At 44.6% G+C, this 16,883-nt stretch carries 14 protein-coding genes; 8 read left to right on the forward strand and 6 right to left on the reverse strand.

The features are described from left to right. The first annotated feature begins 69 nt into the window (after positions 1-69). From J3492_RS01230 to J3492_RS01240, 3 genes are all read left to right on the forward strand, one after another. Positions 70-1,176 carry an AI-2E family transporter gene (locus tag J3492_RS01230; protein ID WP_207988874.1) on the forward strand — a complete coding sequence of 369 codons (1,107 nt, stop codon included), beginning with the start codon at positions 70-72 and terminating at the stop codon, positions 1,174-1,176. A 353-nt stretch (positions 1,177-1,529) separates the two neighbouring features. Further along, complete coding sequence (gene hda / locus J3492_RS01235) at positions 1,530-2,333, forward strand: DnaA regulatory inactivator Hda (protein ID WP_207988877.1); 804 nt, start codon at positions 1,530-1,532, stop codon at positions 2,331-2,333. A gap of 133 nt (positions 2,334-2,466) precedes the next feature. After that, positions 2,467-3,147 (forward strand): DUF2057 family protein, encoded by a 681-nt coding sequence (locus J3492_RS01240; protein WP_207988879.1) that lies wholly within the window; start codon positions 2,467-2,469, stop codon positions 3,145-3,147. A gap of 176 nt (positions 3,148-3,323) precedes the next feature. Here J3492_RS01240 and J3492_RS01245 read toward each other — a convergent pair whose 3' ends face one another. Both J3492_RS01245 and J3492_RS01250 read right to left on the reverse strand, forming a co-directional pair. After that, positions 3,324-3,806, reverse strand: coding sequence for a Dps family protein (locus tag J3492_RS01245; protein ID WP_207988882.1), 483 nt, complete (start codon positions 3,804-3,806; stop codon positions 3,324-3,326). 377 nt (positions 3,807-4,183) lie between these two features. Next, positions 4,184-4,843 (reverse strand): YcxB family protein, encoded by a 660-nt coding sequence (locus tag J3492_RS01250; RefSeq protein ID WP_207988884.1) that lies wholly within the window; start codon positions 4,841-4,843, stop codon positions 4,184-4,186. A 336-nt stretch (positions 4,844-5,179) separates the two neighbouring features. Between J3492_RS01250 and serS the strand changes: the two genes are divergently transcribed. Beyond that, positions 5,180-6,466 carry a serine--tRNA ligase gene (gene serS / locus J3492_RS01255; protein WP_207988886.1) on the forward strand — a complete coding sequence of 429 codons (1,287 nt, stop codon included), beginning with the start codon at positions 5,180-5,182 and terminating at the stop codon, positions 6,464-6,466. Positions 6,467-6,670: 204 nt separating this feature from the next. After that, a complete protein-coding gene (tkt, locus tag J3492_RS01260) occupies positions 6,671-8,668 on the forward strand; it encodes a transketolase (RefSeq protein ID WP_207988888.1) in 1,998 nt (665 codons plus the stop codon). A 121-nt stretch (positions 8,669-8,789) separates the two neighbouring features. On the opposite strand, the gene J3492_RS01265 is transcribed toward tkt, so the two are convergent. Then, positions 8,790-9,950: an alpha-hydroxy-acid oxidizing protein gene (locus tag J3492_RS01265; RefSeq protein ID WP_207988890.1), complete on the reverse strand. Its 1,161-nt coding sequence runs from the start codon at positions 9,948-9,950 to the stop codon at positions 8,790-8,792. 658 nt (positions 9,951-10,608) lie between these two features. Between J3492_RS01265 and J3492_RS01270 the strand changes: the two genes are divergently transcribed. Both J3492_RS01270 and J3492_RS01275 read left to right on the forward strand, forming a co-directional pair. Beyond that, positions 10,609-10,830, forward strand: coding sequence for a DUF2798 domain-containing protein (locus J3492_RS01270; protein ID WP_207988892.1), 222 nt, complete (start codon positions 10,609-10,611; stop codon positions 10,828-10,830). A gap of 216 nt (positions 10,831-11,046) precedes the next feature. Beyond that, entirely contained in the window at positions 11,047-11,367 is a 321-nt protein-coding gene (locus J3492_RS01275; protein ID WP_207988894.1) for a hypothetical protein, read from the forward strand. Positions 11,368-11,470: 103 nt separating this feature from the next. Here J3492_RS01275 and J3492_RS01280 read toward each other — a convergent pair whose 3' ends face one another. The 3 genes from J3492_RS01280 to exaC all read right to left on the reverse strand — a co-directional run bounded on the left by J3492_RS01280 (position 11,471) and on the right by exaC (position 14,613). Further along, positions 11,471-11,797, reverse strand: a complete 327-nt coding sequence (locus J3492_RS01280) for a DUF779 domain-containing protein (protein ID WP_207988896.1) — start codon at positions 11,795-11,797, stop codon at positions 11,471-11,473. A 160-nt stretch (positions 11,798-11,957) separates the two neighbouring features. After that, the gene (gene adhP, locus J3492_RS01285) at positions 11,958-12,986 is read right to left on the reverse strand and encodes an alcohol dehydrogenase AdhP (protein WP_207988898.1); all 1,029 of its coding nucleotides are present in this window, start codon (positions 12,984-12,986) and stop codon (positions 11,958-11,960) included. Between the two features lie 100 nt (positions 12,987-13,086). Next, positions 13,087-14,613 (reverse strand): acetaldehyde dehydrogenase ExaC, encoded by a 1,527-nt coding sequence (gene exaC, locus J3492_RS01290; RefSeq protein WP_207988899.1) that lies wholly within the window; start codon positions 14,611-14,613, stop codon positions 13,087-13,089. 296 nt (positions 14,614-14,909) lie between these two features. Between exaC and J3492_RS01295 the strand changes: the two genes are divergently transcribed. Beyond that, positions 14,910-16,853 carry an AAA family ATPase gene (locus J3492_RS01295; RefSeq protein ID WP_207988902.1) on the forward strand — a complete coding sequence of 648 codons (1,944 nt, stop codon included), beginning with the start codon at positions 14,910-14,912 and terminating at the stop codon, positions 16,851-16,853. Positions 16,854-16,883: the final 30 nt, after the last annotated feature.

The raw sequence follows: 16,883 nt of genomic DNA on the forward strand, positions 1-16,883 counted from the left end.
TTTCATCGTATTCTGCGATAATAAAGCGCAAAACTAATTATTATATATCAATCAATAAGGATTCTTTTAATGATTCACCAACAGATAGATCCTTTTTTTCGGCGCTTATTTTTTGTCGCTGTCCTGATAGTGGCTTTGGTTCTACTACATTTGATGATGCCAGTCATTATTCCATTTGTCATTGCATTTGTATTGGCTTATCTGTTTAATCCATTGGTGAAGCGTTTGTCAAAATATATCAAACGCTGGATTGCTATTATTGTTGTTTATGCCACGATTACATTGAGTATGGTTTTATTGCTGTGGTGGTTAGTACCTACCTTATGGCATCAGCTGCAAGCCGCTTGGGAGTATCTACCTAAGATCTTGAACTGGTACAATGAAGTGGTACGTGAATGGTTTGCCAATAACAGCCGTATGCGTCTGCCAGAGCTAGAGGTTAGAGGGTTGTCCGAAACGTTGGTAGATTACATGCAGACACATTATAAGTTTGCCGATGCCAGCAGTCTCATGAGTCAGATTGTGGCTTCGAGTATGAGGTTTATCAACAATGCTGGCTTGATTGTGTTGGTGCCTATTTTAACCTTTTACTTTTTATTCAACTGGGATGAGCGCTTGCATACTTGGAAACAAGCCCTTCCAGCTGCTTATGCTCAGAAAATAACGCGCATAGCCAAAGATAGTGATCATGCCTTGATGGCATTTATTAAAGGGCAGCTATTAGTCATGGTGCTGTTGGGAGCGATTTATGCAGTACAGCTGCAGCTCATTGGTCTCGAGCTTGGGCTGATCATTGGTATGGTAGCAGGTATTGCGAGTTTTGTGCCTTATTTAGGCTTTGGTATTGGGTTTGTGGCTGCCATTATCGCAGCCCTGTTTCAGTTTGGCTTTGATTGGAAGTACTTGTTACTTGTTACAGGGGCGTTTTTGGTTGGGCAGGCCGCTGAAGGCTATGTTTTGCAGCCGTTATTGTTGGGTGACAAAATTGGACTATCACCGCTTTGGGTTATATTTGCCGTACTGGCAGGAGCGAGTTTATTAGGCTTCGTCGGTATGCTTATTGCTCTTCCTGTTGCAGCAGTGCTGAATGTATTGTTTCATCACTTGTACGATTACTATCTCAGTACTGACTTTTATAAAGGGCGTAAGCAGTTTGACTTATTTGAAAAAAAATAAGCCTTACTCGAAGGTATGCCTTCTTGGGTAGGAACAAGCCTGAGTAGGCTTATCGCCTGTGTTATAAGTGGTTAATCTGAATGGAAAGAAGAGACGGACAGCAAAAGACTTGTCAGTCATTTTGTAAATATGGTATATATAGGCGCAGTGTTTGTTATGATGACATCTGAGATATGGGTTTTTATGACCCAAGATGTTGGTGCTCTATATGCAATCGATCACAAGCACTGGATCTAAAGATAGCTGATCGATATGACGCAATCTTAAGGCTGATTGACTTTTTATTAGCGCTCAGTCTCTTTATTTAATGGTATTACTTATTTAATGTATTACGCAAACCGAGTTGATGATTCATGGCAGAAGCACAGCTAAGTCTCAATCTGGACATTAAGCATGATGCGAGTCTCAGTGACTTTTCCGGTCCAGGTTGGATGTCGATTATTGATGCAGTTCGGCAGTTGCATGTCGGTCTGATTCGGCAACTGTACCTATTTGGTAGCCCTGCTACTGGTAAGTCGCATCTTTTATCGGCTATTTGTGAGTCATTTATTGACATGGACAAGTCAGCGATTTGCTTATCTCTTAATGAGCTGATACATACAGATGTGAACGTCCTATCCTCTCTAGAGAACTTTGATGTTATCGCTATTGATGATGTTGAGGTACTCGAGCATAGCACTGAGTGGCAGGTTGCTTTATTTCACTTGATCAATCGTAGTCGTGAAGGGCAACGACAATTAATATTTGCAGCCAATAAGCCTGCTGGCGAGCTGCCGTTTCAGCTGACAGATTTGCTAAGCAGACTGTCCCAAGCACCTGCCTTTAAGGTACCCAATGGTCATGACTTGGCTGATAGACAAGCGCTACTTGGTTCTATTTTGCGTCGACGTGGTTGGCAGTTTGATGAGCGTATTATCGATCATTTGCTAAATGAGGGACCGCACCGTATCGGCGCCATGATGGAAGTGCTCAATTATATCCAACCAATGTTTTCCAATCTTGGACGGAGCAACATATCGAAGGCTGTTATCACTGATGCCTTACGTACTATCGATGAGCAGACACTTGTCGCAGAGCTTGCTGATATCACGCAGGAGTCACAAAGCGAAGAGGATAAAGTCAAGCAAGACCATCATACCATGCCATTAGACTTTTAGGGTTTACTTAACAGCCTCTAGGCCACGTAAGCTTTTACGACTATAAACTTTGACTACTAAGCGTAGAGACTACAACTGAAACCGCTCGCTAGACCTACACCCAACTAACATAGACCTACAGATAGGATATCTTATGAAAACATCTGCCTCTTCGCTCAAAAAGCTTACTATGAGCGCCTTACTTGTCGGTGCAGGCTCAGTATCCATGCTCGCACACGCAGACATCACCTTGCTAGTGGATGACCATATTAAAGTAACAGCGATAAACGGTCAGGAGCTCAAACAAAGCGTCTTTCAGCCACTAAAAAAAGAGTTTACTTTACAGCCAGGCAAGCATGTTATTACTGCCAAGTATGATCGTCTGTATAATTTGCGCCGTGACGAGCACGATTATCTGCGCTCAGGTAATATCAGCGTCACCGCAGAGATGCTAGACAATCAGACTTATCGTCTGACTATGCCCAACCAACCTGAAGAGTATAGTGCTGCAAAAGAGTATGCAGAGAGCCCAACTCTTGCCGTCCAGCAAGGTAATACGATCATCGCCAGTCAGCAAAGCGTCTCTGGGGGTGGTGGTCTGCTTTCAGGCTTAGGTAATGCAATTGGCGGCGTGTTTAGTGGTGGCGGTGATGCCCAACTACAAAACCAACGTGTCATCGCTGCATTAGATCAGCCATCAACGGCCAGCCAAACGGTCGTGACACAAACTGCTAAAGTGTCTGCCTCGGCGAGTACTTTAGATCAGTTTATGCAACTGTGGCTAAACGCTACGCCCGCTGAGCGTGAGAAAATCCGTCAATGGATTCAGCAGTAACTCAATACGTGTTTCCAGCCAACACCAAGTAAAATTGGTACGCCTTATACTAGCAGGACTGTATCAGTTTGGATGGAGTCAACCAGTGCTTTAGATAAAATAAAGCACAAAAAAAGCACCTTATAGGTGCTTTTTTTTATCTTACGAGTAGAATTATATATCAATAAAACGATAAATTAATTCGCCAAAAATGCGTTGTACATCCACACCAGCTTTTCTTGCTGCTGTATATAGTCGTCTACTAAATCAGCTGTACCTTGGTCTTCAGCTTTTTCTGCCAGCTCAGACACTTCACGCTGCTCTTCGATAAGTGATTGTAGACCAGTCACCACACCTTGCGCACAAGAGTTACCATCTTTCACATTTTTGTCTTCAGAGATGCGAGTATGCTCAGCAAAGTCGCTATAAGCGTGGAGAGGCGTGCCACCCAAGGTCAAAATACGCTCAGCAATTTCATCAATCTCTACTTGTAGATTGGTGTATAGCTCTTCGAACTGCTCATGCAAGGAAAAGAAATGCTCGCCTTTTACGTTCCAGTGATAGCCACGAACGTTGATATAAAACATATGATAGCTTGATAATAAGCCATTTAATTTGGCAATGACTTCGCTTATATCTGCTTTTTCTAGACCAATTTGATTGGTTGCATTATTACTCATAAAATTATCCTTATAGTTTGAGTGTTAAAATTATTTGGCGCTCTAAATCAAGACGTCTAGGAGTGTACCAAGTCATAGGCGATATGGCTACTTCCATTAATATAACATATCTATTTCACTCAGAAAAATAACAATACCAGTGACCGTTTAATAATGAATAACTGATACTTACAATACTCAGTTATACCCTGTCAGCAGTCAACTGTCATTTTTATAGAGAGCACTTGCTTTAGACGCTTTCTTGTTATGCTTATAATAGTAACAAAACCGTATGTATGAGTAAAATTGAATAAACACAATAATGTGATTGGTTTTGCAAAATAAAATCCCCATTTTTTGCTCAAATAGAAACAAAAAAGGGGGATTATGCAAAGTATCTATGCCGGTGGTTGTAAGTTTTCAGGATTTAAGCCTTTGATTGGCACCACTTCTTGTAGGTGTTGACGCACAGTGTCGATAGGGAACTTTTGTGCTTGCAAGCGCTTAGGTATGATTTGACTGCCTTGTTGGCCTTTCATTTCAAACATCATAAAAATATAGTCATCAGTCTCATCCCAACTTTTGATGGCACTCCACGGGACCACGGCCTGTTGAGTCGAGCCTGCACGCATCTGCATACCGCGCATCTGTGGGTTTTGCATCAAGTCTGGCTGATTGACCGGCATCGCCATCACCAAGCCATGCTTTTGTACGCCAAGCTTCATCTGACGCATCTCATCTGGCATTTCTTGTTCGGCGACCTGTTTATCAAACTCTCTTTTTACATACCATTTAAAACCAAGCGTACGAACCAGTAGGTAAATCACGACTGCCACCAACATCAACCAAAAAATAATAGTAGAGTAACCGGTGACAAAGACCAATCCTGCAATCGCTAGAGCTACTACAATGGCCATAATCACCCATTCTTTGGTTTTGATGGCAGATAGACCAAAAGAAGGGCTGGCACTCGAAAACAACTCGTATTGTGCTTGATGGAATTCGGCCTCGGTTAGATTTAAGGCAATCGGTTGTAAGGTATAGGGATACAAGGCCATAAAGGTTTCTCGGATACTCGTTTAGCAGCGTAAAGCATGATGAGTGATGTCATGACTCGCTAGAAGTGGATAAAAAGATATGCGCTTATCTTACCGAAAAGTGCCCCTAAATGAAACAGATAACCACTGTTGTCTGTTTATTTGTCCTGATGCAACTCACCTTAATACACCTAACAGCACTATCTATCGTAAAAATGCTAAGTAGAGTGCTGTTAATAAGCCGTGAAAACCTACTGGAAACATGGTCAAAACAGCTCGGTCTTGGTATCATAAGCAGCTAAAATATCCCATTAGCTTTTTATTTTTTATTCACATTTAGCCCTACAGGCAAACACTATGATCGATCCAAAACTTTTACGTGGCGACTTGAGCGAACTACAGCAACAATTGGCCACTCGTGGTTATGAGCTTGATATGAGCTTTTGGCAAACCATTGAAAATGAGCGTAAGTCCCTGCAAGTAAAAACAGAAGAGCTGCAGTCACGTCGCAACGCTGGCGCCAAGCAGGTAGGGGCCTTAAAGAAATCTGGTGAAGATGCCAGCGAGTTACTCGCTGAGATGCAAAGTGTTAGCGGTGAGATTAAGGCGGCTGAGGATGAGTTGCGTACATTGCAAGAACGCATTACCCAAGCGGCCTTGCAAATTCCTAACCTACCAGCCAGTGATGTGCCTGTTGGTGACTCAGAGGACGATAATGTAGAAGTACGTCAATGGGGCACGCCACGTGAGTTTGATTTTGACATTCAAGACCATACGCATATCGGAGAGGTGCTGGGTCTGCTGGATTTTGAGGCTGCAGCTAAACTTACAGGCAGCCGTTTTAATGTCCTAAAAGGCCAGTTGGCACAGCTGCATAGAGCCTTGATTCAGTTTATGCTCAATACTCATACTGTAAAATACAGCTATCTTGAAACTTATGTACCCTATATCGTCAACGCTGAGAGCTTAAAAGGTACGGGTCAGTTGCCTAAGTTTGAAGATGATTTGTTTAAGTTAACCAATCACACCAATAATGAAGGCACAGACTTTTATCTGATTCCAACCGCTGAAGTGCCAATGACCAACTTGGTACGTGGTGAGCGCTTGGACATTAAAGAGTTGCCGCTTAAGTTTACCGCTCATACCCCATGCTTTCGTAGTGAAGCGGGCTCACATGGCCGTGATACTCGAGGGCTTATCCGTCAGCATCAGTTTGAAAAAGTAGAAATGGTCAATATCGCCACCTCTGAACAGTCAGATGATCTGCTAGAGGCGATGACTGCCCAAGCAGAAGACATCTTGCAACAGCTTGATCTGCCATATCGTGTGGTGAAGCTGTGTACTGGTGATATGGGTTTTAGTGCCCAAAAGACTTATGACATCGAGGTGTGGTTGCCCAGCCAAGAGACCTATCGTGAAATCTCAAGTTGCTCTAACTGTGGCGATTTTCAGGCACGCCGTATGGGCACACGAGTCAAAGACGGTAAAAAAACCAGCCTTGCGCATACTCTAAATGGCTCAGGGCTAGCGGTTGGTCGTACATTACTGGCGGTGATGGAAAACCACCAAAATGCTGATGGAAGTATCACCATTCCAGAAGTATTACGTCCGTTTATGGGCGGTGCTGAGACGATAGCAGCTTGATAGTTGTGGTGTGTTTTAGCGACTGGATTTTAATTGAATACAATCATTTAAATGCATTTTTGGTTTGATTCATAGCAAATATGTTAAAATCATAATTTGATTTTATAGCTTACAGCTTAAGGGCGCATTTTGCGTCCTTATTTTATTATCGAGTAACCCCTCCTCTTATCAGTCATACCTCTTATTTGAATATTAGGACACTCTATGTCAGCTCCAATTAGTGAACGTAAATTAGCCAACGCCATTCGTGTACTGTCGTTTGATGCGGTTCAAAAAGCCAACTCTGGTCACCCTGGTGCACCTATGGGTATGGCGGATATTGCCGAAGTGTTATGGCGCAAGTTTTTAAAACACAATCCTGCTGACCCTAGTTGGCATAATCGTGATCGCTTTGTATTATCGAATGGTCATGGTTCGATGCTGATTTATTCACTGCTGCATTTGACGGGTTATGACGTCAGTATTGAAGACTTAAAAGCCTTTCGCCAGCTGCATTCAAAGACCCCGGGTCATCCGGAGCTTGGCTATACGCCAGGTGTTGAGACGACCACTGGGCCACTAGGTCAAGGCATTGCCAACGCCGTTGGTTTTGCTATCGCTGAAAAGACCTTAGCCGCACAGTTCAACCGTGACGGCCATAATATCGTTGATCATCATACCTATGCCTTCCTAGGCGATGGCTGCTTGATGGAAGGTATCAGTCATGAAGTCTGCTCGTTAGCTGGTACACTAGAGCTTGGTAAGTTGGTCTTCTTTTATGATGACAACGGCATCTCTATCGATGGTGATGTCGAAGGTTGGTTTACTGACGACACCAAAGGTCGCTTTGAGGCGTATGGCTGGCAAGTGATCGAAGTGGATGGTCATGATGCTGACGCCATCACACAGGCGACCGAGCAGGCCATTAATGAGACCACTAAACCAAGTCTAATCATTTGCAAAACCATTATCGGTGTCGGTAGTCCTAACAAGCAAGGTCTAGCGGCCAGCCATGGTGCACCGCTTGGTGATGACGAAATTACTTTGACCCGTGAAGCCTTGTCTTGGAAACACGGTCCGTTCGATCTAGATGATGAAATCTACGAAGCATGGGATGCTAAAGCTAAAGGCGACGTGCAACAAAAGAACTGGAATGCCGACTTTGAAGCGTACAAAAAAGCCTATCCAGAACTGGCCGCTGAACTACTACGCCGCCTAAATGGCGAGTTGCCAGCTGACTTTGAGAGCCAAGCAAGGGACTATATCCAGCAAACTCAAGAAGCAGGCGGTGATGTCGCCAGTCGTAAAGCCAGTCAAAATGCGATCAATACCCTGCAGCCATTATTGCCAGAACTCATGGGCGGCTCAGCAGATCTAGCAGGCTCTAACCTTACGCTATTTAAAGACGCAAAGGGGATTGAGACTGATGCTGACGGTAACTATATCTACTATGGTGTACGCGAGTTTGGCATGACGGCGATTGCCAATGGTATTGCTTTGCATGGCGGCTTTATTCCTTATGTAGCCACCTTCCTGATGTTTATGGAATACGCACGTAATGCTGTCCGTATGGGCGCTTTGATGAAACAGCGTGTCATTCATGTCTATACGCATGACTCTATCGGTCTGGGTGAAGATGGCCCAACGCATCAGCCAGTCGAGCAATTGACCAGCCTACGCACCACGCCAAATCTACGCACATGGCGTCCTTGTGATGCGACCGAATCGGCGACGGCTTGGGTAGAAGCGATTAAGTCAGAAAACAACCCCTCAGCGCTTATTTTCAGCCGTCAAGGCTTGCCGCATCAGCAACGTGACAGTGAACAAGTCGCTAACATCACCAAAGGGGGTTACGTACTGGCGAATGAACAAGGCGAGCTAAAAGCAATCATCATCGCAACAGGTTCAGAAGTTGGCCTTGCGATGCAAGCGCATAAAACGCTTAGCGAAAATGGTGTAGGCGTCCGTGTGGTCTCTATGCCGTGTGCAGAGGTCTTTATGGAGCAAGACGCCAGCTACCGTGATGCTGTATTGCCAGTCGATATTCGTGCTCGCGTCGCAGTAGAAGCGGCACATGTGGACTACTGGTATAAGTTCGTCGGTCTCGATGGTAAAATCATCGGCATGACCACTTATGGCGAGTCTGCCCCTGCGAGTGACTTGTATGAAGAGTTTGGAATTACTACGGATGCGGTGGTTGAGGCTGTGAATAGTTTGACCTGATTCGTAGGCTGTGGCTTTAGCCCAGCACTGAGCTATGATTTTTAGTTGAGTTAATAGTTTTGTAAAAAAGAGCTGCTAGAGTCGTCTAGCAGCTCTTTTTTATCATTTAACCCTAGACCGATTAGCCATTATAAGTATCAAACCTTTCATTCTCACCTACAATATCGATATAGCTTGCATCCAAATCAGACAATTTGGCTGCGCCTGCTAACAACATGGTTGATTTTAGATCATTACTCAAGTGCTCAATGACCGACTGCACGCCTTGTGCGCCGCCCAGACCCAAACCATACATCATCGGACGACCGACTGCTACGGCATCTGCGCCCATGGCAATCGCACGCACGATATCAATACCTCGGCGAATACCACCATCTAAGATGATGGGCACACGATTATTGACTACTTTGACGATAGGAGGCAGTGCTGTAATGCTGGCGGGTACGCCATCGATTTGACGACCACCATGGTTAGAAACCTGTATGGCGTCAGCACCCGCACGGATAAATCTGTCGGCATCGTCTGGGCGCAGGATGCCTTTGACGATAACAGGCAAACCGGTGAAGCGTTTGATAAATTGAATGTTTTCAGGGGTCAAAGCGGTCTTTTGATCAAAGAAGTTACCAAATCCGCCTTTCTTAGGATCATGATTGGCGAAGTTTGCATCTGGGCGAAATGGACTGCCCATCGCTTTAAAATCTTCAGGCATGCCAGGTCCTAAAGCATCAGCGGTTAGGATAATCGCCGTATAGCCCGCCTCACGGGCACGAGTCAGCAGTGAGCGGGTGACAGCATCATCGTTATTCCAATACAGCTGAAACCACTTCGGGCCGCTAGTCGCTTTGGCAATTTCTTCAAGCGTGGTGTTTGATGCGCCTGATGAGCAGTACAACGTCTTGGCAAGACCAGCACCACGGGCGGTGTCTTTTTCGCCTTGCTCGTGCACCATCATGTGTGCTTCCATAGGCGCAACCATGATAGGCGAAGGCATATTGAGACCCAATAAGCTCGTACGAATATCAATATCGTTATTACTTAAACCGACCAAGCGTTTGGCTGCGATACGATAATCATTAAAGGCACGACGATTTTCGCGCAATGTCCACTCATTGCCGGCACCGCCTGATACAAACTCATAGCCTGCTTTTGGAATAGCGCCGCGGGCTTCGACTTCCAAGCGCTCAAGGCTAATGATATTGAGCTGTTTCTCAGCGGTACTGGCACGATAGGGTACGGCAGGGCGGCTGGCGTCATTGGCGGCGGCAAAGACTTGCGTGCTCATCAAAGGGGCTGCACTAAGGCCGATGCGATGCCAACGGCTCCTAACAGCCTGCGTCTTGATATAGTGTTTTTGGCTGCACTACTGACTACATCTACGTCGTTTGATAATGTCATTTTTACATCCTTGTAAGGTGATTAAAGAAGTATATGCTAGATCTGTAAAACGATAGTACGAACAAGATGACAGATACATCTGTAAATATAATAAATAAAAGTATGCTAACAGTACAGTAAAAGCATCATGAGTTTAATTAACTAAGGTAAATATTGAAGACGCAACTATTAATAATACTACACAGTTCATTCTAATATGGAAAGTGTTGGTATGAACGAGTTGTGATCATAGAATCAGTCAAAGATAAAACAGCCATAAGTTCCAAGTCGTTACTGGTATAACCTTGTTTGCTACTTTGACTAGAGGCTGTCTAACCCGTATTTAGGATAACTATCCCAGTGGTGTTAGTACCTTTCTTAATTCAATCTACTATACTTTAGTTTGATGCTTGTTGTTGTCATTCCATATTGACCTAAGTAATCAATCACTATGTTTGGTTTTTTGAAATTTAAAATATTATATAAAAATGTATAATGATTCTATTGCTGAGGTGGGTTAGTCATAGAGGCTTATCTTAACTATTAGATTGGATATTGAGGGAAGTATGAATCTCAAATTTAGAATTGTGAACACCGCTATCATGTCTACGCTGTTGTCGTTTATGATGACGATGTTTATTACCTTTATCAATTTAGGATTGTCAGAGGAGTTTTTTATTAACTTTCTCAATGCTTGGAAAGTAGCGTTACCAGCAGCGTTTTTTGCTGTGCTTATCATCGGCCAACCGGTGCAAAAGCTAACCGCACGAATTTTAGCGCCTAAATAAGAAGAGTGGCGCTCTGACATTTAGCCTTGTAGTGAATACACTTAAAAATATACAGAGTAAAACAGGTACCGTGCTATCGGGGGAAGTGCACTTGTTTTATTGTTGAATAGGAGGACGGTGTGTATTTGTTTTGTACTGGCACGTTGATTAGGTCTCGATCTTGACTTAACATCAAGTAGGTAAACCTGTTATATAATATGATCAAGGAGAGCTATTATGTCGAAGAAATCTGCCGACAATGAAACAAAAGATAATATCAAACTGAGTAAAAAGGCCAAAAAACAGCTCAGTAAGCTTAATAAGCTGCGCCAAAAAGAACAAGATAAGATAGACGAGGTGCGTCAAAAAGAGCTGGCTAAAGTAGATAAAAAGCGCCAAAAAGAGCAAGATAAAGTAGATAAAATGATTCAGAGCTTGATAGATGATATCAACCAAAAAGCCTTAAAAAAGCAGAAAAAAGTAGATACCAAGATTCAAAAAAGAAGAAATAAAATAGACAAGGCCGGTATAGAACAAGATCAACCGTGGCAATACTAACAACCTTGGTTGGTTGTGATTTTATTTATCCAACTCTAGAGATCCAAATCTAGGGTTGGATTTTTTATTGACTCAGCTGAGCCATTACATGAGGAGCAGGTGCTCAAACTTTGCATACCTCTGAGCGCACAATGAAACGTTTGCCTTCTGGTATTTCCAGTGAAAAGCTTGCCCCACGTCCCTCTACCACATCAATGGTTAAATCAGTATGTTTCCATAGCTCGTACTGGGCTTTACCCATATAAAAAGGGCAGCCTGCCAACTCGCCAACGAGCACGTCTTGTCCGCCCACTTTGAACTCACCGAGCGGATAACACATCGGAGAGCTGCCATCGCAGCAGCCGCCCGACTGGTGAAACATAAGCTCGCCATGCTTGGATTTGAGCAGATCGATGAGGACAACACAAGATTCTGTCGCTGTAAGTTTCATAATAGACTCCTTATCATTATCGAAGGAAGACATAGAGAAAAAAGGCCATATCATCTCAACTCAAGTGGCTAAAAAACACAGAGTTGAAAGTGATACGGCCTATTTTTTTGATCAAAGCGTTATGGTTACAGACTTCAATCACAGGGTGGTATTATGATGGCTACATACTGTAGTCAATCACGATCCTACCTTCAATCTTGCCATCACGCATGCGATCGAGAATATCATTAATATTCTCAAGAGGCTCAGCGGCGACAGTGGCTTTTACCTGTCCAGCTGCTGCCATATCTAGCGACTCTTGCAAGTCAAGACGGGTACCAACGATAGAGCCACGAATGGTGATACCATTTAGTACAGTATCAAAGATAGAGACAGGGAAGTCACCTGTCGGTAGGCCGTTACAGACCAAGGTACCACCGCGGCGTAACATAGTTAGCGCCTGATCAAAGGCTTTGGAGGATACGGCAGTGACTAGCACGCCATGAGCGCCGCCAATCTCTTCTTGCAGATACTCACCTGGGTCTGTGTTTTTTGCATTGACTGTAACTTTTGCGCCCAGTTTTTTGGCAAACTCAAGCTTTTCGTCATCAATGTCGACTGCAGCGACGTTGAGTCCCATCGCAATAGCATACTGCACTGCCATATGACCCAGACCACCGATACCTGAAATCACTACCCAGTCACCAGGCTTGGTATCCGTCATTTTTAGGCCTTTATAGACAGTGACACCTGCACACAAGACAGGGGCAATCTCTACAGAGTCCACGCTTTCTGGGATAATGCCCACATAGTCGGCATCTGCAAGTACATACTCTGCAAAGCTACCATTCACCGAGTAGCCTGAGTTTTCTTGCTTTAGGCACAACGTCTCCCAACCACCTAAACAGTGCGTACAGTGTCCGCAAGCAGAGTAGAGCCAAGGCACACCGACTCGGTCGCCTTCTTTGACGTGATGGACGTTTTCGCCGACAGAGGTGATGATGCCTACGCCTTCATGTCCAGGGATAAACGGTGGACTTGGCTTGACTGGCCAATCTCCTTCTACGGCATGGAGGTCCGTGTGACAGACGCCTGAGGCTTCCATTTTTACCACGATCTGACCGGCACCTGCGGTTGGGACGTCTACTTCTTCGATCTGTAGCGGTTGATTAAACTCATGTAGGACAGCTGCTTTCATTTTATTAGCCACGTTACTTACTCCTTGTAACTACTTAAAAGATTGATGCTTTATAAACATCAATCAATGAGGCGCTTTATGGGTTTTATCACAAAGCGCTGTGAACGAGGGTTTAAAAGAACCCCATCGCTTTTGGACTATACGACACCAGCATGTTTTTGGTTTGCTGATAATGGTCGAGCATCATCAAATGGTTTTCGCGGCCGATACCCGATTGCTTGTAGCCACCGAATGCAGAATGCGAAGGATAGACGTGATAGCAGTTGGTCCATACACGACCTGCTTGGATACCACGTCCGAAGCGATACGCTTTGTGTACACTGCGTGTCCAGACGCCTGCACCTAAACCGTATAAGGTGTCATTGGCGATTTGCATGGCTTCCTCATCGTCCTTAAAAGTGGTGACGGCTAAGACAGGGCCGAAGATTTCTTCTTGGAATACCCGCATGTCGTTAGTGCCTTCAAAGATCGTAGGCTGGACATAGTAGCCTTCACTAAGGTCACCCTCATGCTTGGCTTGTTCGCCACCAACCAAGACTTTCGCCCCTTCTTGCTTACCGATATCTAAGTAAGACAGGATTTTTTCTAGCTGATCAGTACTGGCTTGTGCGCCAATCATGGTATCAGTATCGAGTGGGTTGCCCATTTTTATGGCTTTGACACGCTCGATACAGCGTTTGATAAACTCATCATAAATACTCTCGTGTACGAGCGCTCGTGACGGACAAGTACAGACCTCACCTTGGTTAAGAGCAAACATCACAAGACCTTCGACTGCTTTGTCTAAGAAGTCATCATCTTCATCCATGACGTCGGCAAAGAAGATATTGGGACTCTTACCACCCAGCTCTAAGGTCACTGGAATGATGTTTTCACTGGCATATTGCATGATAAGGCGACCAGTAGTCGTTTCGCCAGTAAAGGCCACTTTGTTAATACGTGGGTTAGATGCCAATGGTTTACCTGCTTCAACACCGAAACCGTTGACGATATTTAACACACCTTTAGGCAAAATATCAGCGATACCGATGGTTTCTAGCATGAATAAAACAGATGCTGGCGTTTGCTCAGCCGGCTTCATGACGATACAGTTGCCTGCTGCAAGTGCAGGAGCGATCTTCCATACCGCCATCAGGATAGGGAAGTTCCACGGGATGATTTGCCCGACGACGCCTAGCGGCTCATGAAAGTGATAGGCAACAGTGTCATCATCGATTTGGCTGATACCGCCTTCTTGAGCACGAATGGCACTGGCAAAATAACGGAAGTGATCGACCGCTAACGGAATATCTGCCGCAAGGGTCTCACGCACGGGCTTGCCATTTTCATAGGTTTCGGCAATGGCGATAGCCTCTAAATTGGCTTCCATTTTATCAGCGATTTTTAGCAGTAGGTTGGCACGTTCTGCGACACTGGTCTTGCCCCAAGCCTCTTTGGCCGCATGGGCAGCATCTAATGCTTTTTCGATATCCGCTTCTTTTGAGCGAGCGACTTGGCAGATGACCTTACCATCGACGGGGCTGGTGTTTTCAAAGTACTCACCATCGACAGGTGCCACCCACTCACCATTGATAAAGTTGTCGTATTTTTCACGAAATTGAACGGGACTGTTTTCAGTATTGGGATAGGCGTGTAGCATTAACGGCTCCTTGTTGTATGCACTTATTGAAGTGGTTCAAAGTGCAAGATTTTTTTATTTACTCACACGGTTTTTACAGACCTTCCTGATCTGCTTGTCATACTATCGTACTGAACTTTTGTATATAAACAAAGCTACTTTTAGTAAGAGCTGGCAAGATTGTTGATAACTTTGGGTTATGTATAGGTATTTGCTTTAATTGGTTCGAAAACTGGATACAGCTGCTATAATTGCTACCACTATTATGCTACAAGCGTAGCGCTCTACTTTCTTAAGTTATGGGTTGGTTTGGATATATGCGTCAATCTTCTGCACTTGATATATTAAAAACAGGTCAAAATGTCTTTTTGACGGGTTCGGCAGGCTCTGGTAAGACTTATACGCTTAACCAATATATTCATTATTTGCGTGCACGCCGTGTACCGGTGGCGGTGACCGCTAGTACTGGTATCGCTGCGACCCATATGAGTGGTACGACCATCCATAGCTGGTCGGGTATAGGTATCAAGGATGAACTATCAGAGCGTGATTTGGTCAATCTGTCACGTAAGCAGTTTTTGGCAGACAGAATCAAAGACACTGCAGTATTGATTATCGACGAGATATCTATGCTCCATGCCAAGCAGCTCAACCTAGTCAATCAGGTGCTCAAGCATATACGAAAAAAAGATGAGGCTTTTGGGGGGATTCAAGTCGTGGTGGCGGGGGATTTTTTTCAGTTGCCACCGATTGGAAGTAAGGGCGAGAGCAATCGAGAGAAGTTTGCTTTTATGTCAGAAGCGTGGCTCGATGCTGGGTTTCACATTTGTTATTTGTCGGAGCAACACAGGCAAGTCAGCGAGGCGGCTCAGGGTGGTCTAGATTTGGATGATATTCTCAATCAGATTCGCAGACAAGAAGTCACGTTTGAAGCGATTGCGGCACTGGAAGCCACCTATGATCAAGATGTTGATGTCAGCCGCACCCGTCTTTATACCCATAATCTTAATGTCAATAAAATCAATGACAAAGAGCTTGCAAATCTAAATGGCGAGATGATGCGCTTTGAGGCAACAGCCACAGGCGATAGCAAACTGGTTGAGACATTAAAAAAGACGGTGCGCACCCAAGATGAGCTGATTTTGAAAGTTGGGGCGAAAGTGATGTTTATCAAAAATAACACGGAGCTTGGCGTCTCTAATGGCACCATGGGCGAGCTCGTTGGTTTTGCAGCGGTCAAGGTTGACGACAATAAAGATAGTGAGGAGACTTTAACCGAAAAAGGCACTGATATCGATTTGGATACAGACAGCGCTGCTGATAATGATGAAGAGACAGCTGATCATAAAAAAGAGGCAGCAAAAAAAGACAAAGAAAAGTCAAAAAAAGCCATCACACAGAAAATGCCTGTGGTCAGACTCAACTCAGGACGTGAAGTCGTTGCAGAGCCTGAAGAGTGGATTATCGAAGACGAAACTGGGGACGTGCTGGCAAGTTATCATCAAGTACCGCTTTGTCTGGCATGGGCGATTACCATTCATAAATCTCAAGGCATGACCCTGGACGCCGCTGAAATCGATTTGTCACGTACCTTTGAGCTGGGACAAGGTTATGTGGCGTTGTCACGACTTAAGTCATTGGCAGGCTTGCAGCTGCTGGGTATGAATGAGATGAGCCTACAGCTTGACCCGTTGGCCCGTGGTGCTGATAAACGGTTTTTGGTGCTCTCTGAAGAAGCAGACGCCAACTATGCCATGCTTGATGAAAAAAGCATGTCACAAGCTCATGATAAGTTCGTACTAAAGTCAGGTGGTACACTGAGTCAGTCCGTCATTGAAGCCTATACCAGTCTACAAAAGCGCCGCCGTGAGCGTCAGCAAGCGCAGCTGGATAAAAAGAGCAAGCTAAGCAATCAAGTGGCTGATAAGTCTGAGAGTACGCTGATGGCGACCAGGCTACTATTAGAAGAGAGTCTGTCTATCGCTGATATTGCCCAAACACGGGAACTGGCACAATCGACGATTATGCGCCATATCAGTGAGCTGAAGTCACAAGACCCCAGCCTTGCTTGCGATCACTTGCGCCCTGATGATGATATTATGACCGCAGTTGGCAATGCCTATGTCGCTATTAAAGTCGCCAACAACCCCAATGACTTTAACGACAATGGCAGTATCAAGCTGCGTCCTATCTATGAGCATCTTAAACAAGCCTTTGACTATAATACCATTCGTTTGGCATTGATATTTATCACACCCTAGGGCATGTCCTCAATTCAATCGAAGGATACC

Origin of the sequence: Psychrobacter coccoides (assembly GCF_017498085.1) — a bacterium.
Lineage (GTDB): Bacteria > Pseudomonadota > Gammaproteobacteria > Pseudomonadales > Moraxellaceae > Psychrobacter > Psychrobacter coccoides.